Source organism: Paractinoplanes aksuensis, from assembly GCF_024137025.1.
Taxonomy (GTDB): domain Bacteria; phylum Actinomycetota; class Actinomycetes; order Mycobacteriales; family Micromonosporaceae; genus Actinoplanes; species Actinoplanes aksuensis.
In genome coordinates this window covers 104,339-121,515 of record NZ_JAMYJR010000041.1, presented here as the reverse complement: position 1 = coordinate 121,515, position 17,177 = coordinate 104,339, and the positions used below count along the sequence as shown (strand labels likewise).

Genomic DNA, 17,177 nt, shown 5'->3' with positions numbered 1-17,177 from the left:
GGGCTTGCGACCCGAACTTTAGTCGCCGCCCGCTTCCCGGATGCATCCGCCCCGCTAAAGCCGCACTGTTTCGTTCTCGCCCGCGTCCGGGGTCTTTCCGGTTACGGCCGCCTTGGCCGCCCCCAGCACGGTGAGGACCTTCGAGCTGTGCGCGGCCTCCCAGTACTCGGCCGTGTCCCCGGTCACCTTGACCAGGGTCAGGTTGGGCGTCTCGAGGCCCTCGGGGAACCACGCCTTGAGGAGCGGGTTCCACAGCTCCTTGGCCTTGGCCGGGTTGTCGGTGCGCACGGCCCGGCCGGCGATGGAGATCCAGTTGTTCTGCTTCTGGTCGCTGAACGACACGTTCACCTCGGGGTGCACGGCGATCTGCTCGACCAGGTCGGAGTCGGAGTACGTGAAGAACCACAGGTCGCCGTCGAACTCGACGTCCTGCAGGGCCATCGGCCGGCTCACGTGCTTACCGTCGGCCGTCATCGTGGTCAGCATGCTGATCCGAGCGTCCTTGACCATCTCTTTGACCTTGTCGCGGCGTTCCTGCTCGGTGTTCGTCATGCCTGTTCCACTGCCCGCGAATCGACCGGTCAAACGGGGCGCTCAGCCGCCCATGGCGCGCCAGCGGGCCAGGTTGTGCCGGGCGTCGACCAGCGCGTCGTGCCGGCCCGACATGGTCGGCAGCGCCGGCCGGCCCTTGTCGTCCCAGAGCTGGCGCAGATCTTTGGTGAAGCGCGGGATGTCGCGGGGCAGGGCGGGCATGGCCCCCCAGAGCTGAGCCAGCGCGACGTGATCGTAGGCGGCGAACCAGGCCCACAACTCGATCTGCTCGTCCCGGCCCGAGACCGGCTCCTTCAGGAACGCGTACAGGTCGTCGCGGATCCGCTCGCGCGAGCGCCACGCCTGGTCCGAGGGGGACGGCAGCTTGTCGAGGACGTTGCGGCGGACCCAGGGAATCGCGCGACTGTCGTCGAACTCGGTGCTGACCGCGTAGAACTCGCGGCCGAACTCGTCGACCACGCCGATCGAGACCAGGTCGACCAGGCGCCCGTCCTCGATGAACTCGCAGTCGTAAAAGTATCTGTAAGGCCCCATCCGACCTCCCCACCGCCGCCCTTCAAATGCCTGAAGACTGATCTTGCTGCCTATTGTTCCAGGGCGCTCCGAGCCATCCGCAGCCCCTCCTCGCACCCGTGGCGAGCCGCCCGCTCGGCCTGCACCGCCCAGCGCAGGCGCAGCAGCACCGGCAGCACGGCGTGCAGCTCGTCGGCCCCGACCGGCCCGGCGGCCAGGTAGCCGTCGATCAGTTCGCCCGACCGGGACACTCCCCCGGCGTACACGACCGCCGCGGCCACGTCGTAGGCCAGCGGGCCGACCCCGCTCGCGCCGAAGTCCAGCAGCCCGGCCCGGCCCGTGCCCGGGTCGACGACGAAGCCGCCGGGCGCCGGGTCGCCGTGCAGCACCCCGTACGTCAATCGGTCGGTGACGGTCAGGCGCTTGGCCGCGGCCGCCGCGTCGGCGACGGCCCCGCGCAGCCACGGCTCGGCGTCGAGGTGGCCGGCGCCGGGGTCGACCGGTTGCCAGGCCCGCAACCCGGGGTGGTGAAAGCCCTGCAAAGCCCGGTGCACGGCCCCGAGCCGGTCGCCCCACCACTGCTGGTCGACCGGGTCGGCGCCGTCGAGCCGGCGGCCGGGCACCCGGCGCAGCACCGCGAACGCGCCGGCCTCGGTCTGGGCGGTGAGCCCGCCGGCCAGGGTGCGCACCGGTTCCCCGGCCGGGATGTCCCGCCCCCGCAGGTGCTCGGTGGCGGCCAGCCCGGCCTCCACCGGAAGGCGTTCGCCGGGGTCACTCAGCCGGACGACGTACTGGTCACCCGCGACGGTCACCTCCCATCCGTGTGACAGCAGCACCCGGTCCAGGGCGGTGATGTCGCTCGGGACGAGATGCCACTCGTCCCGCAGCGTCGTTCGAAGCAGCTCGGCATCCGGCACCGCGGGATTGTCAGGGCAGATGACGTAAATCCGACGGACAACGGGGGCGACCTCGGGCCGGTGCTCACTCTTGGCATCCAGAGGTTTACAGATAGCGACAGGAGCGGAATGATCCTATGAGGCGCTCGCGGTGCAGGCGCGCAGAAATGGCGCCGGCGGGTTGCCGTGTGCTAAGAGTGATCGTTCGCGTCGTGGGGCCGACGCGGCCCTCTCGCCGCCGCGGCTCCCACCGGGGGAGGGATGACGCCGTGGACCATCGCATGCCGGACAATGGCGACGCGCTGACCGGAGTGGACATGTTCGCCGGTCTCGAGCCCGAGGTCCGTCAGCGGGTGATCGCCACCGCGGTCCCTCGTACGTACCGGAAAGGGCAGATCATCTTCGTCGAGCACGACCCCGGCGAATCCTTGATCATTCTGAAACGCGGCGCCGTGGCCATCTTCCGCACCGCACCGACGGGCGAGCGCGCCGTGCTCACCGTCGTCCGCCCGCCCGACGTCCTGGGCGAGGTGTCCCTGCTGGACGCCTCGGCCCGCAGCGCGTCGGCCGAGGCGATCGAGGACTGCCAGGCGCTGAGCCTGTCCCGCTCGGCGTTCATCGACCTGGTGCACGCCAACCCGCGGATCCTCGACGCCGTGATGCGCTCGGTCGGCGCCCTGATCCGCCGGTTGACGGAACAGAACACCGACCACGTGTTCCTCGACCTGCCGGGCCGGGTGGCCAAGACGCTGGTGCGGCTGGCCGGCGAGAGCCAGGCCCCGATGATCACGATCGAGCTCAACCAGAGCCAGCTGGCCGAGATGGCGGGCGGCTCGCGGCAGAGCGTGAATCAGGCCATCGGCTCGTTCGCCAGCCGCGGCTGGCTGCGCACCGAGGGCCGCCGCATCGTCGTCACCGACCTGCCGGCGCTCCGTCGCCGAGCGGGGATGGTGACTTGAGTTTGCCGGCATAGATGTCCACGTACTCGCGGCCCGACATGGCCATGAGCTCGAACATGATCTCGTCGGTGATCGCGCGCTCGACGAAGCGGTCGCCCTTGGCCTGGGCGTAGCGGCTGAAGTCGAGCGGCTCGCCGAACCTCATCCGGACGCGCTTGATCTTGGGGATCATCGTGCCGGTGGGCTGGATCTCGTCGGTGTTGAGCAGCGCCACCGGCACCACCAGGGCCCCGCTCTCGAGCACCAGCCGGGCCACCCCGGTCTTGCCGCGGTAGAGCCGGCCGTCGGGCGAGCGCGTGCCCTCGGGATAGATGCCCGCGACCCCGCCCTCGCGCAACACGCGCAGCAGGGTGTCGAGGGCGGCCTGGGCCGCCTTCCCACCCGAACGGTCGACCGGAATCGTCCCGGTTCCGCTGAAGAACTGGCGCATCAGCCAGCCTTTGATGCCCTTGCCGGTGAAGTACTCCGCTTTGGCGACGAACGTCACCCTGCGGCCGACAACAAGGGGTGTGAAGATCGAGTCGGAGAACGAGAGGTGGTTGCAGGCCAGAATCACCGGCCCGCTGCGGGGCAGGTGAGGCAGGCCGCGAACATCGGGGCGGAAGAGAAGCTTCAGCACCGGTCCGAGAACCACATACTTGAGCAACCAGTAGAACACGGTGTCCTTCCCTGGACGGCCGGGCCTTGGAAGCGTACGAAGCGGGGCGGCGCGCCACAACGCACTCCCGCAACCTGTCCATGTCGTGTCACCATTCAAGGCACGGTCGGCGAGGGAGTGTGCAGGGGTGACAGCGGGTGGCGCCCGCCGCGGGCGGCGGGACAACGGGCTCGACGCGGCCGATTACGCGGTCGCGGGCGACGTGGATCCACGCGTCGGTGAGCACCTCCTCGATGTGCTGGCAGCCGGCGGCATAGCCGCCTATCTGCAGCCCACGGCCGATCTCAACCCCATCTTGCGCGCCACCACTCTGCCCGCGCGGCCGATCGACCGTCTTTATGTCGACCGCGCCCACCTCGAGGTCGCGCGCGAGCATCTGCACAAGGCGACCGGCGGCGAGCCGCCCACACCGCCGCCCGCTCCCCCGGCCGACCCGACCGCGGCGCCGGCCACCGAGCCCGACATCGAGGCCGAATGGGCCAAGATCGTCGCCGGTTTCCACACCTCGGTCGACCCCACCGCGGCGCCCTGGCCGGCTTCCGAAGCCATCGAGGCGCCCAAGGAGCCGCCGCGCACCGGGGGCCTGTCGAACGCGTCCGACTTCTCCGGCGTCTCGCTCAACCGGCGCCGCACCGACCGGCCCGCCCCGCCCGAGCAGGATCCGTCGCTGCTCGACGGTCTCGACACGTTCGGCGCCGGGCTGCCCGACGACGACGAGGACGACGAGAACGAGCGCTACGTCCCGCCACCCCCGCCGCCGCTGCCGCGCTTCTCCAAGTACGCGATCATCGGCGTCCTCGGTGTGGTCGTCGGCTTCGTGTTGTTCCTGTTCCCGACGATGCTGCCGATCGACCGCGACTACGTGACGTTGCTCGGCTTCGCGGCGATCGTCTCGGGCGCGGTCATGCTGGTCTGGCGCCTGCGGTCGGGTGACGACGAGGACGACTACGACGATGGCGCGGTCGTCTGACGCATTGTTCGAAAATTAAAACCATGTTTAATCGACCATCGTCGGTCTAATTGCGAGTAGCCATCCGATAACCTTCGGTGATGCGTCAGAGCTCGCTCGTCGTCGTGGCCAACCGTCTTCCGCTCGACGACAACATCGCCCCCGACGGCGCGTGCGAGTGGCGCCGAAGCCCCGGCGGCCTGGCCGGCGCTCTGCACGCGATCCTCGAACAGACCCCCGCGACCTGGGTCGGCTGGACCGGCACGATCGGCGAGGCCCAGCGGCTGCCCGACCTCGGGACGCTGCGGCTGTGCCCGGTCTCGCTGACCGAGGCCGAGGCGCGCGGCTACTACGAGGGATTCGCCAACTCGACACTGTGGCCGCTCTATCACGACGCGGTCGAGCCGCCCGTCTTCGACCGCGGCTGGTGGGAGACGTACCGCTCGGTCAACCGGCGCTTCGCCGAGGCCGCGGCCGAGGTGGCCGAGCCCGGGGCCACGGTCTGGGTGCAGGACTACCACCTGCAGCTCGTTCCCCAGCTCCTGCGCGAGATGCGGCCCGACGTGGTGATCGGCTTCTTCCTGCACGTGCCGTTCCCGCCGCCCGAGCTGTTCATGCAGCTGCCGCGCCGGGTCGAGCTGCTGCGCGGCATGCTCGGGGCCGATCTGGTGGGCTTCCAGCGACCGCAAGCGGCCCACAACGTCGCCCAGCTGGCCGCGAAGCTGCTCGACGCCCGCGGTGCCGACGACGCGATCACATTGGACGACCGCGTGGTCCGGACAGGCGCCTTCCCCGTGTCGATCGATGTGGCCGAGATGCGGTCGCTCTCGGCCCGGCCGTACGTGGTGAACCAGGCCCGTCGCCTGCGGCACGACCTCGGCTCGCACAAGCGGGTGCTGCTCAGCGTCGACCGGCTCGACTACACCAAGGGCATCGAGCACCGGCTCACCGCGTACTCGGAACTGCTCCGCGACGGCCGGCTCAAGGTCCGCGACACGGTGATGGTGCAGGTGGCTGTGCCCAGCCGCGAACGCGTGGAGAACTACCGCGGGCTGCGCGACCGCATCGAGGGCGAGGTCGGCCGCATCAACGGCGAGTACGGGCGGGTCGGCGAGCCGGCCATCCACTACCTCAACCAGCCGTTCGACCGGGCCGACCTGGCCGCGCTCTACCAGACCGCCGACGTCATGGTGGTGACCCCGCTGCGCGACGGCATGAACCTGGTCGCCAAAGAGTTCGTGGCGGCCCGGCGCGACGACAGCGGCGCCCTGGTGCTCAGCGAGTTCGCCGGGGCCGCGGCCGAGCTCGAGGACGCTTTCCTGGTCAACCCGCACGACGTCGACGGTCTCAAAGAGACACTGCTGCACGCCCTGGCGGCCGACCCGGGCGACCTGGCCACCCGCATGAAGGCGATGCGTTCGTACATCACCGCCAACGACATCCACGCCTGGGCCCGCGCCTACCTCACCGAACTGGATCTGGCCCGGTCGCTAGCTCTCTAGCTCTTTTTCGAGCCAGTCCACAATGGCCTCGATCGGGTCGGCCCAGGTCACGTCGAGCATCAGTTCGTGGCCCATGCCGGGGAAGAGCAACGGCGCGCTGCCGTAGCGAGTGGCGGTGCGGTCGAGCGACGTCCGCGGCACCACCCGGTCGTCCGGGCTGCCCACCACCAGCACCGGCGGGTCGCCGACCGGGCGCGGCGCGGGGTCGTGGGTGACCAGTTCGCGCCGCGGCCGCGCGACGATCCGCTCGAGGAACCGCTGGGCGTCCTCGGCCGGCATCTCCGGGCCGAACAGCTGCCGCCGATTCAGCCGCAGCCGCCCGCCGAACAGGGCCGGCAGCGTGCCGAACGGGTTGGCCCGCAGCGCCGCCCCCAGCGTCGGCCAGCCGTCCATCACCGGCGCCGCGAGCACCGCGGCCCGGACCGGGTAACGACCCATGGCGTACGCCACCACGAGCGCACCGGCCCCCTGGCCGACGAGCACGGCCTGCCGGGGCAGGGACGCCGCCACCTGCACCACGTCGTGCACCTGGGCCCGCAGGTCGCCGTCCGGCCGCGGGGTGAGGGCATGGGCCGCGAAGCCCCGCGCCGCCGCCCGGGGCAGCCACGTCTCAGCGAACGCCCACGCGCCGTGACCGAGGCCGGGCACGAACAGCAACGGCGGCCGGTCGGTCCGCGCGTCCTCGGTCAGCGAGACGACCTCACGCTCGGCCGCCGGCACCGGGTCGGTCCAGTCCTCGTAGCGCAGCACCTGCGACCTCACGCCGCCGTCTCCATCTCGCGCAGCAAGCCCTCGACGGCCCGCAGGTAGTCGCCGTGGTCGACCTCGAACCAGTGCCGTTCGGTCGGCACCACCCGGCGCTTCGACCAGCTCGCGACGGGCCGCGTCGACTCCTTCTGCTGGACGGCGGTCGCGCGCTCCGGGTCGGTCACCCGCAGCCGCAGCCACCGCGCCACCGCCACGCTCTGCCAGTGCGCCAGCGGGAACAGCCCGAAGTCGGCCTGCACCAGCCCGACCACGGCCAGTGTCGGATGCTTGCGAGCGAACGCGTGCAGGTGCAGATCGGGCCGCCCGTCCTCGGCCGTATCCAGCAGTTCGGGGGCCAGGAACTCGAAGCGCGGGCGGTAGCCGGTCGCGGTGATCACCAGGTCGGGCTCGATGCGGCGGCCGTCGGCCAGCACCACCGAGCCGCCGTCGAACTCGGTCACGTCGGGCACGGCGGTGATCCGCCCATGACCCAGGTAGTACGGGAGCTGGCTGTTGACGGTCGGGTGACTTTCGTACGGCTGATGGTCCGGAGCCGGCACGCCGTAGCGGGTCAGATCGCCGGCGGTGAACCCGACGGCCTTGCGATAGAGCCACTGCCGCAGGCGCAGCGGGATCCGCCGGGCGTTCACCTGGTCGGCCGGGCGGCCGAAGACGTACTTGGGCGCGTACCAGTAACCACGCCGCGTCGAGTGCCAGACCATGGTCGCCTGCTGAGCGGCTTCGACGGCGATGTCACAGCCGGTGTTGCCGCCGCCGATCACCAGCACCTTGCGGTTGCGAAGCTGGGCCGGGTCCTTGTACTGGGCCGAGTGGATCACCTGGCCGCGGAAGTCACCGGGGATCTCGGGCCGGGCCGCGGACCAGTTGTGCCCGTTGGCCACGACCACCCCGGCATACCGCTGCACCCGCGACGAGCCGCCGCCGGTGCTCTGCGTCGTCACGTTCCAGCGGCCGTCGCCGGTCGGCGCGACCGACACCACCTCGGTGCCGAACCAGACGTCACTCTCCAGCCCGAAATGGGCGGAATAGCGCTCCAGATAGGACAGCACCATCTTGTGGTCGGGATAGTCGGGCCACGTGTCCGGCATCGGGAAGTCGGGGAACTCGGTCAGCGGCCGCGAGGTGATCAGGTGGGTGCCGGCGTAGACCGGGCTGCGGTCGTGACGCCAGTTCCAGGCGCCGCCGACCGACGTCTCCCGCTCGTAGCAGTCGACCTCGAATCCGGCCTCACGCAGATTCTTGATCGCGGCGAGACCGCTGGCGCCGGCCCCGATGACGCACACGGCGTCATGACGGTCGGCGATGTCGGGAGTGTCGGGCACCCGGCGATATTGCCAGATGCTACCGCTCAGTTGGAAGGGAGCTGCACGTCCGCTACGACAGGAAGATGATCACTGGCCCGGCGGGCCTGGTCGGACTCCACGATCTCGTACTTCTCGATGGTGATGTCGGGGCTCACGAACAGCCCGTCGATCCGCCGGTTGGGCACCGCGGCCGGGAACGTGGGCAGCGCATCCGCGTACGACACCAGGCCGTCCTCGACCGTGCGCCACGCGCCGCCGCCCGGGCCCTCGTTGAGGTCGGCCGCGGCGATCACCGGCCCCTCGACCCGGCTCAGCTCCTGCTTCCAGAGCGCGGCCTGCACCGGCCGCTCGGCCGGATCGGTGGCCAGGTGCGAGCCCGAAACCGTGAACTGGCCGCCGCGCACCGAACCGCGGGCGAACGCGGCCCCACGCAGATGCCGGCCCGGGGTGAGCGGGTAGCGCATGCACCACGTCTCGTGCACCGCGACCCGCAGGCTGACCAGCAGCAGATTGCCCAGCGAGGGCAGACCGCCGGCGGCCACCACCATGCCCACGTCGTCGGCCAGGGCCGCGCACTTGTGCCGCCAGCGGAACCGGCGCGGCGCCTCCTGCACCACCAGCACGTCGGGCGCCAGCGCCCGGATCACGCCGACCAGGGCGGCCCGGTCGTCCTTCAGACCGTGGACGTTGTAGCTGACGACCCGCAGCCGCGCGCCGGACATCAGCCGCGACGGGCCAGGTCGGCCGCCCCCACCACGCCGGCCGTGTTGCCCGTCTCGGCCGCGCTGAGGTCGGCCACCGGGAACCGGCCGCGCTGTTTGAGCTGGTCGCGGTAGGTCGTCCGGGTCGGCACCATGAGCAGCTCGCCGGCGTCGACGACCCCGCCCCCGACGACCAGGATCTCGGGGTCGAAGCTCTGGGCCAGGTCGGCCATCGCGACGCCGAGCCAGTAGCCGATCTGGGCGAACGCGTCCCGGGCGACGCCGTCGCCGGCCCGTGCGGCCTCGGTGATCTGGCGGCCGCTGATCGCCAGCGGGTCGCCGCCGGCCAGCTCGAGCAGCTTGGCCGCCCGCTCCGGCTCCTGGCGGGCGCCGGCCCGGGCGAAGCGGACCAGGGCGTTGCCGCTCGCGTACTGCTCGAGGCAGCCGAGGCGGCCGCAGCCGCAGGGGTGACCGTCAGGCACCGACTGAATGTGGCCGAGCTCGGCCGCGATGCCGTTGGCGCCGCGCCACAGCTTGCCGTTGAGCACGATGCCGCCCCCGATGCCGGTGCCCACGGTGATCATCACCATCGAGTCGGCGGCCCGGGCCACCCCGTACCGGAACTCGGCCCAGGCGGCGACGTTGGCGTCGTTCTCGAGCACGGTGGGCAGGCCGACGGCCTTGGTCACGTAGTCCCGCAGCGGCTCGTCCCGCCAGGCCAGGTTGGGGGCGAACAGCACGGTCGATCCGGCCGCGTCGATCCAGGCCGCGGCGCCGATGCCGATCGCCGTGGCCGCGGGGAACTCCCGCGCCAGCTCGGCCGCGACCTCGACGATCGTGTCCCGGGTGCCGGCCGGGTCCTCGGCGGGGGTGTCCCGGCGGTTCGAAGCCAGCACTGTGCCGTGCTCGTCGACCACCCCACCGGCCACCTTGGTGCCGCCGACGTCGACTCCGATGGTCAGCGTCACGCTGCCCGTCCCCTCATAAAAGTTCGCTACTACGCGCCGTCGCGGCGAGCCTCGTCGCCCGCCCCGCCGGCACCCTCGGCCTCGTCGGCAACATCATGATCCACCGTGTCGCCGGAAGCCACGGAGCCGACACCCTCATCGGCGGTGGCCGCCGCCCACACATCCAACCTTCGTGGGGTACGGGCCTCACGCGCCGCCTGTCCGGCCGTGTCGCCCGTCTCGCGCGCGGCTGCGCTCGCCGCCTCGCGACGCGCCTTGGCCTGAGCCGCGGCTTCGGCCACCCGGCGCTCGGCGTCCGCCGCCGCCTGCAGCGCGGCGGCCCGCCGCCCGGCCAACTCGGCCGCGTAGTCCGCAGCCGCGTTCGCAGCGCTGGCCGTCGTGGCCGCGGCCCACGGGTCGTCGCCCCCGGCCGCCGCGTGCTCGCCGCCGCTGTTCGTGGCTGCTGCCCACGCCCCGTCGGCGTGGTTGACGTCGGATCCGCCCGTTTCACCGGGCTCGACGCCGTTCGCACCGGCGCGATCGCGCCCGGCCCGCCCCGGCCCGCCGTCGTCCGTACGCCCGGGACCACCGCTCCCGCCGGCGGGACGGGCCGCGCGGGTGGCGACGGACCAGGCCTGGTCGGCGTTGGGGGTCGGCGGAGCGGGCGGGGGCGTCGCCGGCTTGGGCCGCTCGCCCACGATGGCCGAGACCGAGCGCAGCAGCCCCGCGACCGACCCCGCGAGGTCACCCGCGCTGCCGGCCAGCCGGGCCGCGGTCTGCGGGCTCGGGTCGCGCATGGCCGCGATGGCCTTGCACACGGGGCACACGCAGCACTCCGGCTCGCCGGTGGCCCACTTCTCGCCGAACGCCTGACCTGTCACGGCCCGCGCCAGCACCGAAGCGACGAGCCGCTCGGCCTCCTCACGCGCTGATCCGGCCATGGAACCCTCCCTCGTCCGCTCAGTCCGCCGGAAGGCTCTCGACCCGGCGCTTGAGCTGCTTCAACGCCGTGTCCATGATCATCTTTTCGGCTTTCCGCCGGAACATGCCCAGCATGCCGATCGAGAGCTCGACCTCGAGCGTGTAGGTCACCGTGGTGACCCCGTCGGCGCCCTCGGCCAGGTCGTAGGAGCCGCGCTGCGACTTCTGGGTCTTCGAGGGCTCGATCAGGTGCCACTCGATGCGGGAGAGGTCGTCGGCATACGCGTACTCGAGCGTGTAGTCGTCGGCCATGACCCCGGCGTCGATCACGAAGCGCACGCGGTAGGCGTAGCCGTCCTCGTACTCCTCGAGGACCTCCACCTGCTTCATCGCCTCGGCCCACTCCGGATAGCGCGCGAAGTCGCTGATCACCGCGGCCACGCGGTCGAGGGGCGCATGGACCTGGATCGACTGCGTCGAGGTATCCGCCATGCACGGAGGCTACCTCCCGCGTCCGACATTCCTGGCGGGCGGGCCGGGCCCGGCTCTCGCTCCGGACGACATTCCTGGCGGCCGGGCCGGGCGCGATGAGCCAGATCGTTCCGAGGCGGCTACCATCCGTCAGGTGCCGCTCCTTGCCAACGTCAACGCGCGCGTCCAACCGCTCGCGGTGGCCGCGCGCATCGTCATGCTCGCGCTGGTCGCGGCCCTGACCCTGATCGCCACCGGCGACCCCGCCCAGCTGGGCTGGATCGCTCTTCTCGCCGTCGCCGCGCTGCCCGCGGTGATCGCCCCCGACCATCACCTCTTCGCCCCGCTGGGCCGTTTCGCCGAGGTGGTCGTCACGGGTCTCGCGGCCGGGTCGATCGCCGTGGCCAGCGACCTCAACAACACATTGGACGCCGGTTTCGGGGCCGAGGCCGTGCTGCCCTATCTGGCCGTCCCGCTGCTCACCGCCGCGCTGCGCCGCCGCCCCACCGAGGGCACGGCGCTGCTCGGGGTGGCCGCGGTCTCGATGGTCGTCGGCGGCACCCTGGTCGGCGAGGTCAGCCCGATCACCCAGCCCGGCTTCCTCGCCGCCAGCGGGCAGTGGCTGGTGCTGGGGGCGATCATCACGTTCGCGGCCGACACCATGCGCCAGTTCATGCAGCCCTCGGAACCGACCCCCCAGCCGTACGCGGAAGCCACTCGCCTTCTCACCCAGCTCCGCAGCGTGGCCCGTTCGCTGCCCGGGGCCACCCTCGACCCGGGCGGCATCTCGGAGCACCTGCTAGAAGAGCTGCGCCTGGTCAAGCCGTCCGACCGGGCCGCGGTGCTGTCGGCCAGCGGCGGCGGCCGGCTCGTCGTGCTGGCCCAGACCGGGGTCGAGCGCGTCGACTGGGAGGTCACGCTCGACGCCGACTCGGCCATCGCCGACGCCTGGGCCAGCCAGCAGCCCCAGACGGCCAGCCGCTCACAGGCCCGCTCGAGCCGCCGCGGCGACGTCTCGTCGCTGGTCGTGCCGCTGGTCGCCGGGGTCCGCACGATCGGGCTGGTCATTCTGGAAAGCGACGTCGCCAACGCGTACCCGAAGGAAACGGTCAACGAGGTCACCTGGGTGACCGACGCCGCCGCCCTGCGGTTGGAAGCCGCCCTGCTCTTCGACGACGTGCGCTCGCTGGCCACCAATGAGGAACGTCAGCGCCTGGCCCGCGAGATCCACGACGGCGTCGCGCAAGAGCTCGTCATGGTCGGCTACGGCATCGACAACGCGCAGGCCACCCTGCCCGAGGGCGCCGAAGAGACGGCCGAGGAGCTGCGCGCGCTGCGGGCCGAGGTGACCCGCGTGATCACCGAGCTGCGGCTGAGCCTGTTCGAGCTGCGTTCCGAGGTGGATCGCAACGGTGGCCTGGCCGCCGCGATCGCCGAGTACGCCCGCACCCTCGGCACCTCGGCCGGCCTGCGGGTCCACTTCACTTTTGACGAATCGACGGCCCGTCTGCCCGCGGCCACCGAGGCCGAGCTGCTGCGCATCGCCCAAGAGGCGATCACCAACGCGCGCAAGCACGCCGGAGCCTCTAACCTGTGGGTTACCTGCACCGTCGACCCGCCGTTCGCCGAGATCGAGGTCTCCGACGACGGCCGGGGCTTCGCTGACGACCGCCCGGACGGTCGGTACGGTCTGACCATCATGGCCGAGCGGGCCGAGCGGATCCGGGGCCGCTTGAAGATCACTCCGCGACACCCCAGCGGGACAACCGTTGCCGTAGTGCTGGGATCTTCCGCGAGGCGCGATAGCGTGCGGAATAGCGTTTCCGCTCCAGAAGGGGAGTAACCCGAGCATGTCGACCAGTCCGGCGCCGACGACGCGCACCAAGGTCCTCCTTGTTGACGATCATGACTTGATTCGTAAGGGGCTGCGACACGCATTCGAGCGCGACCGTCAGTTCGAGGTCGTCGGCGAGGCGGCCACGGCCGCCGAGGCGGTCCGCCAGGCCGGCGCCCTGCAGCCGGACGTCGTGATCATGGACCTGCGGCTGCCCGACGGCAGCGGCCTCGAGGCGACCAAGGCCCTCCGCAAGAACAACGCCAACATGGGCATCGTGGTCCTGACCATGTATGCGGGCGACGACCAGCTGTTCGGCGCGCTCGAGGCGGGGGCCAGCGCGTTCGTGCCCAAGACGGCCCCGGCCGACGAGGTCGTGGCGGCGGCCCGGCACGCGGCGTCCGCGCCCAGCGCCTTCACGGCGGCCGACCTGGCCGAGGCCATGAAGCGCCGGCTGGCCCCGTCCGGCCCGCAGCTCTCGCCCCGCGAGGGTCAGGTGCTGCGCCTGCTGGCCGACGGCATGAGCGTGGCCGGCATCGCCAAGCAGCTGTTCGTGTCGGAGTCCACGGCCAAGACCCACATCTCGAAGCTGTACGAGAAGCTGGGCGCGGCCAACCGGGCCCAGGCGCTGATGACGGCGCTGCGGCTGGGTCTGCTCGAGGCGCCCGACGCACCCAAGTTCTGATCCACCACGACGTCAGCGCCCGGTCCCCCCACCGGGCGTGTCGTGTTCTCAGGCGCTTCTCGGGCCGCTCAGACGCTTGATCGCCAGGTAGGCCTCGCACCCCAGGCACAGCCCGAAGGCCGCGTTGAGAAAAGCCGCGAGCAGCGCGAACGCCGTGAAGACGACGCCCAGCGTGGTCACCCCGGTGAGGTAGCCGACACTCGCGACAGCCAGAAAGCTAAATCCGACCAACTGCGCGAAGCGGACGGGCGCGACGGGCTCACGCTCGGCCGGCGGACCCAGCCTCGGCAGCAACAGGGCGCGATAGACGTACGCGTAGGGGCCGCGCCGGGGATCAGCCGCCGTGATCGCGAAGACGACCGTCTGCACCAGCGCCAGCCACCCCCAGCCGGTCGCCAGCACGACGACAAGAACGATGCTGGTCAGCGTGGCGGCGAAGCGCTGACCCCGGGGGTCGAGTTCCATGCGTGTCAGCGTCGCACCCCGGACGGCGAAAGGCCCTGGTGAGAGGCATCACCGGCGCCGCGGTCAACTTTCCAGGTCGAGCACGACCTTGCGCAGCAGACCGTTGAGCTGGATCAGCTCCTCGTGCGAGAGTGCCTTCAGCAGGCCCTGATCGCGGGCCATGCCCTCGAAGATGTACTTGCTCCATATGGCCCGCCCGGCCGCGGTCGGCCGGATCAGCACCCGCCGCCGGTCGGTCTCGTCGTTCTCGCGGGTCACCAGCTCGGCCGCGACCAGCCGGTCGAGCCGGCTCGTCATGGCGGCCCGGGTGACCCGGGCCCCGTCGGCCAGCTGGGCCGGGGTGGCCTCGACCGGCCACGGCTGGATCATCAGCACGTGCAGGGTCTTGTAGTCCTCGGCGGTGAGCTCCTGGGACTCGGCGAAGGCGGCAGCGTCGGCCCGGCGCGCCTCGCGCTGGATGAAGTTCATGCGGACCAGCGCGCCCTCGACCTCGGGCGCGAACGCGGGCTCGTTCTCCCAGAAGGCCGACCATCTCGCCACATGCTGATCGACGCTGTCCTGCTCCATCGCGTCATTATGCCATCGTCTGATTTTTAGATTGCTAATAGTTAGACGGTGAACTAGTTTCCTGCCATGCGGTTCTCCGATTTCCAACTGCTGGCCGCCGGCCAGACCCTGTCCTGGGTCGGCAACGGCTTCCAGACCGTGGCGCTGGCCGTGGCCGTCGTCCTGGCCGGGGGCGGCCCCGGCGACCTCGGCCTGGTCATGGCCTCGTCGATCGTCGCCCGCCTGGCCTGCACCCTGTTCGGCGGCGTGTGGGCCGACCGCCTCCAGCCCCAGCACGTCATGGTCGGCTCCGACCTGGTCCGCCTACTCGCTGCGGGCGGCATGGCCCTCATGTTCTTCAGCGACAGCTACCACCTGGTGCTGCTGTGCGCGCTGGCGGCGATCTCGACCGGCGCTGCCAGCTTCTTCGACCCCGCGTTCAGCTCGCTGCGCCCGCTGCTGGTGCCGCCCGAGAAGCGCCAGTCGGCCAACGCGACCCTGAGCATGCTGCAGACCGGCAGCCAGATCGCCGGCCCCGCGCTGGGCGGCGTCACGGTGGCCGCGTTCGGCGCCTCGGCCGGCTTCACCGTCAACGCGTCCAGCTTCCTGGCCTCGATGGTGGCGGCCCTGCTGCTGCGGGTCCGGGCCCAGCGCGGCGAACGCTCCCCGATGCTGGCCGAACTGGCCGCCGGCTGGCGCGAGATCGCGAAACGCGACTGGCTGATGTTCGGCCTGTTCGGGGCCACGGTCTACCACATCGCCAACGGCGTGATCCTGGTCCTGGTGCAGGTGGTGGCCATCGAGCGCCTGGGCGGCCCGTCGGCCGCCGGCTTCATCGCCGCCGCCGAGGGTTTGGGCGGAGTCATCGGCGCGGCCATCGCCCTGCGCTTCAAGCCCCGGCGTCTGCTGAGGGCAGGCTGGCTGACCCTGCTGCTGATGCCGCTGTGGGCCCTGGCCTACGTCTGGCCGGCCGAGCTGATCGCCGTCATCGCGGGCGCCATCATCGGCTACGCGGGCCTGATCTTCTTCGACGTGGCCTGGGAGACGGCCATCCAGGACAACGTCCCCCAACGCATGCTGGGCCGCGTCTCCTCCTGGGACTACCTGACGTCGTTCCTGGCCATGCCCGTCGGCAACGTGCTGGCCGGCCCCCTGTCCGCCGCGTACGGCACCTCAAAGGTCCTCACCACCTGCGCCGCCATCCTGTTCCTGTCGGCCGCCGCCCAATTCCTGGTCCCCGGCACCAGAACCCTCACCCGCGGCCCCCACACCGACGCCCCCGCCCCCGGCCGCCCACCCGAACTGGCCGAATCAACCGGCGCCTGATCCCGGCCGGCACGCCCTTCACCACCGGGACCTCATGGCGGCCCTGCTTCAGAGCACGTCGCCGAGAGCCGCGATCAACTGCGGTTTCCCGGGTACGCCGGTCGCCCGCTTGACCACCCGGCCGTCCCCGTCCAGCACGAGCAGGGTCGGCGTCCGCCAGATCCCCAACGCCCGCACCGCTTCGAGGTGGCTCTCCGCATCCACCTCGACGTGCTGCACCCCTGGCACCATCGCGGCCACCTCGGAACTGACCCGCCGTACGGCTCGGCAGGGTGCACAGAACGCCGACGAGAACTGCAACAGCGTCGCCTTGGCCTCCCCCACCCCGAGTTCCCGCATCAACCCGGCATCCAGCCGCTCCCCGGCCGCGCTCGGATCTCCCGCAGCCTCGATCACGCCCGGCTCCTCCCGCGCATCGGGCCGTACCGCAGCGCCCGCATCCCCCTCAGCCCCGATCACGCCCGGCTCCTCCCGCGCATCGGCAGCCACCAGCAGTCCACGCCTCTGCCTCAAGCTCCCGACGCCATCCTTCATCCCGACGCCGACCTCCTCGCTCGCCGGCCGGCCCGGGAAATCGTCCCTCGCGGAGAGTTCGGCCCGACGGACCACCGGAGCGATCCCTCGATCCCCCGACGGCCCGTCCTCGGCCGGGGCCGGCACCGGGACTGCGGCGGGTGCCACGTCCCGCAGCCGACCGTCGCTGCGCCGCCGCCAGACCCCCACGACAACCCCGACGACCATCACGGCCGCGACAGCCCCAAGCCCTACCGGATCCATAGGCCAACTCTGACACGCCGCTGACACCGGAGCGAGTCTTCGGCGGTGTGCGCCGCCTCCCACCACCCAACCAAACCCGACTCGGCGACGCCGAACGGGCCGTCAGCCCGCTGCAGCAGGGCGCGGGACCGCGACGACAGTCACCAGACGGTCCAGCCCCTTGAAGTCGTCGGAATTGGTCGTGAACAACGGCAGGCGGTTGGCGGCAGCGACCGACGCGATCATCAGGTCCGCAGCCCGCCGGCGCGGCGTCCGGCCCGCCGCCCGGACAGCCGCACAAATCACGTCATAGGTTCGGGCCGCCTCGGCGTCAAAGGGCAGCGGATCGAAGGTCGCCTCGGTGTGTTGCAAAACGCTGATCCGACGAGCCCGTTCGGCGGCATCATCACGACGCAGCACAACC

The 17,177-nt window shown here is 71.4% G+C and carries 20 protein-coding genes; 6 read left to right on the top strand and 14 right to left on the bottom strand.

Features of this window, described 5'->3' with window-relative positions; all coding sequences use genetic code 11:
* Positions 1–54: 54 nt before the first annotated feature.
* The 3 genes from M1L60_RS36460 to M1L60_RS36450 are packed head-to-tail and all read right to left on the bottom strand — an operon-like array spanning position 55 to position 1,982.
* Positions 55–552, bottom strand: a complete 498-nt coding sequence (locus M1L60_RS36460; RefSeq protein WP_253242111.1) for a pyridoxamine 5'-phosphate oxidase family protein — start codon at positions 550–552, stop codon at positions 55–57.
* Between the two features lie 42 nt (positions 553–594).
* A complete protein-coding gene (locus M1L60_RS36455; protein ID WP_253242110.1) occupies positions 595–1,086 on the bottom strand; it encodes a polyadenylate-specific 3'-exoribonuclease AS in 492 nt (163 codons plus the stop codon).
* A gap of 50 nt (positions 1,087–1,136) precedes the next feature.
* Positions 1,137–1,982: a phosphotransferase enzyme family protein gene (locus M1L60_RS36450; protein ID WP_253242109.1), complete on the bottom strand. Its 846-nt coding sequence runs from the start codon at positions 1,980–1,982 to the stop codon at positions 1,137–1,139.
* A gap of 260 nt (positions 1,983–2,242) precedes the next feature.
* Between M1L60_RS36450 and M1L60_RS36445 the strand changes: the two genes are divergently transcribed.
* The gene (locus M1L60_RS36445; protein ID WP_256517929.1) at positions 2,243–2,920 is read left to right on the top strand and encodes a Crp/Fnr family transcriptional regulator; all 678 of its coding nucleotides are present in this window, start codon (positions 2,243–2,245) and stop codon (positions 2,918–2,920) included.
* On the opposite strand, the gene M1L60_RS36440 is transcribed toward M1L60_RS36445, so the two are convergent.
* Positions 2,874–3,578, bottom strand: a complete 705-nt coding sequence (locus tag M1L60_RS36440) for a lysophospholipid acyltransferase family protein (protein WP_253242107.1) — start codon at positions 3,576–3,578, stop codon at positions 2,874–2,876. The two genes, M1L60_RS36445 and M1L60_RS36440, sit on opposite strands and share 47 nt — an antisense overlap.
* A gap of 127 nt (positions 3,579–3,705) precedes the next feature.
* On the opposite strand from M1L60_RS36440, the gene M1L60_RS36435 reads away from it, so the two are divergent.
* Together M1L60_RS36435 and M1L60_RS36430 are read left to right on the top strand one after the other, a co-directional pair.
* Positions 3,706–4,548, top strand: a complete 843-nt coding sequence (locus tag M1L60_RS36435) for a DUF308 domain-containing protein (protein WP_253242106.1) — start codon at positions 3,706–3,708, stop codon at positions 4,546–4,548.
* 80 nt (positions 4,549–4,628) lie between these two features.
* Positions 4,629–6,029 (top strand): alpha,alpha-trehalose-phosphate synthase (UDP-forming), encoded by a 1,401-nt coding sequence (locus tag M1L60_RS36430; RefSeq protein WP_253242105.1) that lies wholly within the window; start codon positions 4,629–4,631, stop codon positions 6,027–6,029.
* Here the strand turns inward: M1L60_RS36430 and M1L60_RS36425 are convergent.
* The 6 genes from M1L60_RS36425 to M1L60_RS36400 are packed head-to-tail and all read right to left on the bottom strand — an operon-like array spanning position 6,018 to position 11,162.
* Entirely contained in the window at positions 6,018–6,791 is a 774-nt protein-coding gene (locus M1L60_RS36425; RefSeq protein ID WP_253242104.1) for an alpha/beta hydrolase, read from the bottom strand. The genes M1L60_RS36430 and M1L60_RS36425 overlap by 12 nt on opposite strands.
* Positions 6,788–8,119, bottom strand: coding sequence for a flavin-containing monooxygenase (locus M1L60_RS36420; RefSeq protein ID WP_253242103.1), 1,332 nt, complete (start codon positions 8,117–8,119; stop codon positions 6,788–6,790). The genes M1L60_RS36425 and M1L60_RS36420 overlap by 4 nt, the downstream gene beginning before the upstream one ends.
* Positions 8,120–8,145: 26 nt before the next feature.
* The gene (locus M1L60_RS36415) at positions 8,146–8,823 is read right to left on the bottom strand and encodes an endonuclease/exonuclease/phosphatase family protein (protein ID WP_253242102.1); all 678 of its coding nucleotides are present in this window, start codon (positions 8,821–8,823) and stop codon (positions 8,146–8,148) included.
* Positions 8,823–9,770, bottom strand: coding sequence for an ROK family glucokinase (locus M1L60_RS36410; RefSeq protein WP_253242101.1), 948 nt, complete (start codon positions 9,768–9,770; stop codon positions 8,823–8,825). The genes M1L60_RS36415 and M1L60_RS36410 overlap by 1 nt, the downstream gene beginning before the upstream one ends.
* A 29-nt stretch (positions 9,771–9,799) precedes the next feature.
* Entirely contained in the window at positions 9,800–10,690 is an 891-nt protein-coding gene (locus tag M1L60_RS48570; protein ID WP_438862194.1) for a hypothetical protein, read from the bottom strand.
* Between the two features lie 19 nt (positions 10,691–10,709).
* Positions 10,710–11,162 carry an SRPBCC family protein gene (locus M1L60_RS36400; protein ID WP_253242100.1) on the bottom strand — a complete coding sequence of 151 codons (453 nt, stop codon included), beginning with the start codon at positions 11,160–11,162 and terminating at the stop codon, positions 10,710–10,712.
* Positions 11,163–11,295: 133 nt separating this feature from the next.
* Between M1L60_RS36400 and M1L60_RS36395 the strand changes: the two genes are divergently transcribed.
* The gene (locus M1L60_RS36395) at positions 11,296–12,984 is read left to right on the top strand and encodes a GAF domain-containing sensor histidine kinase (RefSeq protein ID WP_438862193.1); all 1,689 of its coding nucleotides are present in this window, start codon (positions 11,296–11,298) and stop codon (positions 12,982–12,984) included.
* 7 nt (positions 12,985–12,991) lie between these two features.
* Positions 12,992–13,660 carry a response regulator transcription factor gene (locus M1L60_RS36390; protein ID WP_020512124.1) on the top strand — a complete coding sequence of 223 codons (669 nt, stop codon included), beginning with the start codon at positions 12,992–12,994 and terminating at the stop codon, positions 13,658–13,660.
* A 48-nt stretch (positions 13,661–13,708) separates the two neighbouring features.
* Here M1L60_RS36390 and M1L60_RS36385 read toward each other — a convergent pair whose 3' ends face one another.
* Both M1L60_RS36385 and M1L60_RS36380 read right to left on the bottom strand, forming a co-directional pair.
* Complete coding sequence (locus M1L60_RS36385; protein WP_253242099.1) at positions 13,709–14,125, bottom strand: DUF4395 domain-containing protein; 417 nt, start codon at positions 14,123–14,125, stop codon at positions 13,709–13,711.
* 63 nt (positions 14,126–14,188) lie between these two features.
* Entirely contained in the window at positions 14,189–14,692 is a 504-nt protein-coding gene (locus M1L60_RS36380) for a MarR family winged helix-turn-helix transcriptional regulator (RefSeq protein WP_253242098.1), read from the bottom strand.
* Between the two features lie 66 nt (positions 14,693–14,758).
* Here M1L60_RS36380 and M1L60_RS36375 point away from each other — a divergent pair, with 66 nt between their 5' ends.
* Positions 14,759–15,997: an MFS transporter gene (locus M1L60_RS36375; protein WP_253242097.1), complete on the top strand. Its 1,239-nt coding sequence runs from the start codon at positions 14,759–14,761 to the stop codon at positions 15,995–15,997.
* A 48-nt stretch (positions 15,998–16,045) separates the two neighbouring features.
* Here M1L60_RS36375 and M1L60_RS36370 read toward each other — a convergent pair whose 3' ends face one another.
* Both M1L60_RS36370 and M1L60_RS36365 read right to left on the bottom strand, forming a co-directional pair.
* Positions 16,046–16,393 carry a thioredoxin family protein gene (locus tag M1L60_RS36370; protein ID WP_253242096.1) on the bottom strand — a complete coding sequence of 116 codons (348 nt, stop codon included), beginning with the start codon at positions 16,391–16,393 and terminating at the stop codon, positions 16,046–16,048.
* Between the two features lie 483 nt (positions 16,394–16,876).
* The gene (locus M1L60_RS36365) at positions 16,877–17,173 is read right to left on the bottom strand and encodes a PIN domain-containing protein (RefSeq protein ID WP_253242095.1); all 297 of its coding nucleotides are present in this window, start codon (positions 17,171–17,173) and stop codon (positions 16,877–16,879) included.
* Positions 17,174–17,177 lie beyond the last annotated feature (4 nt).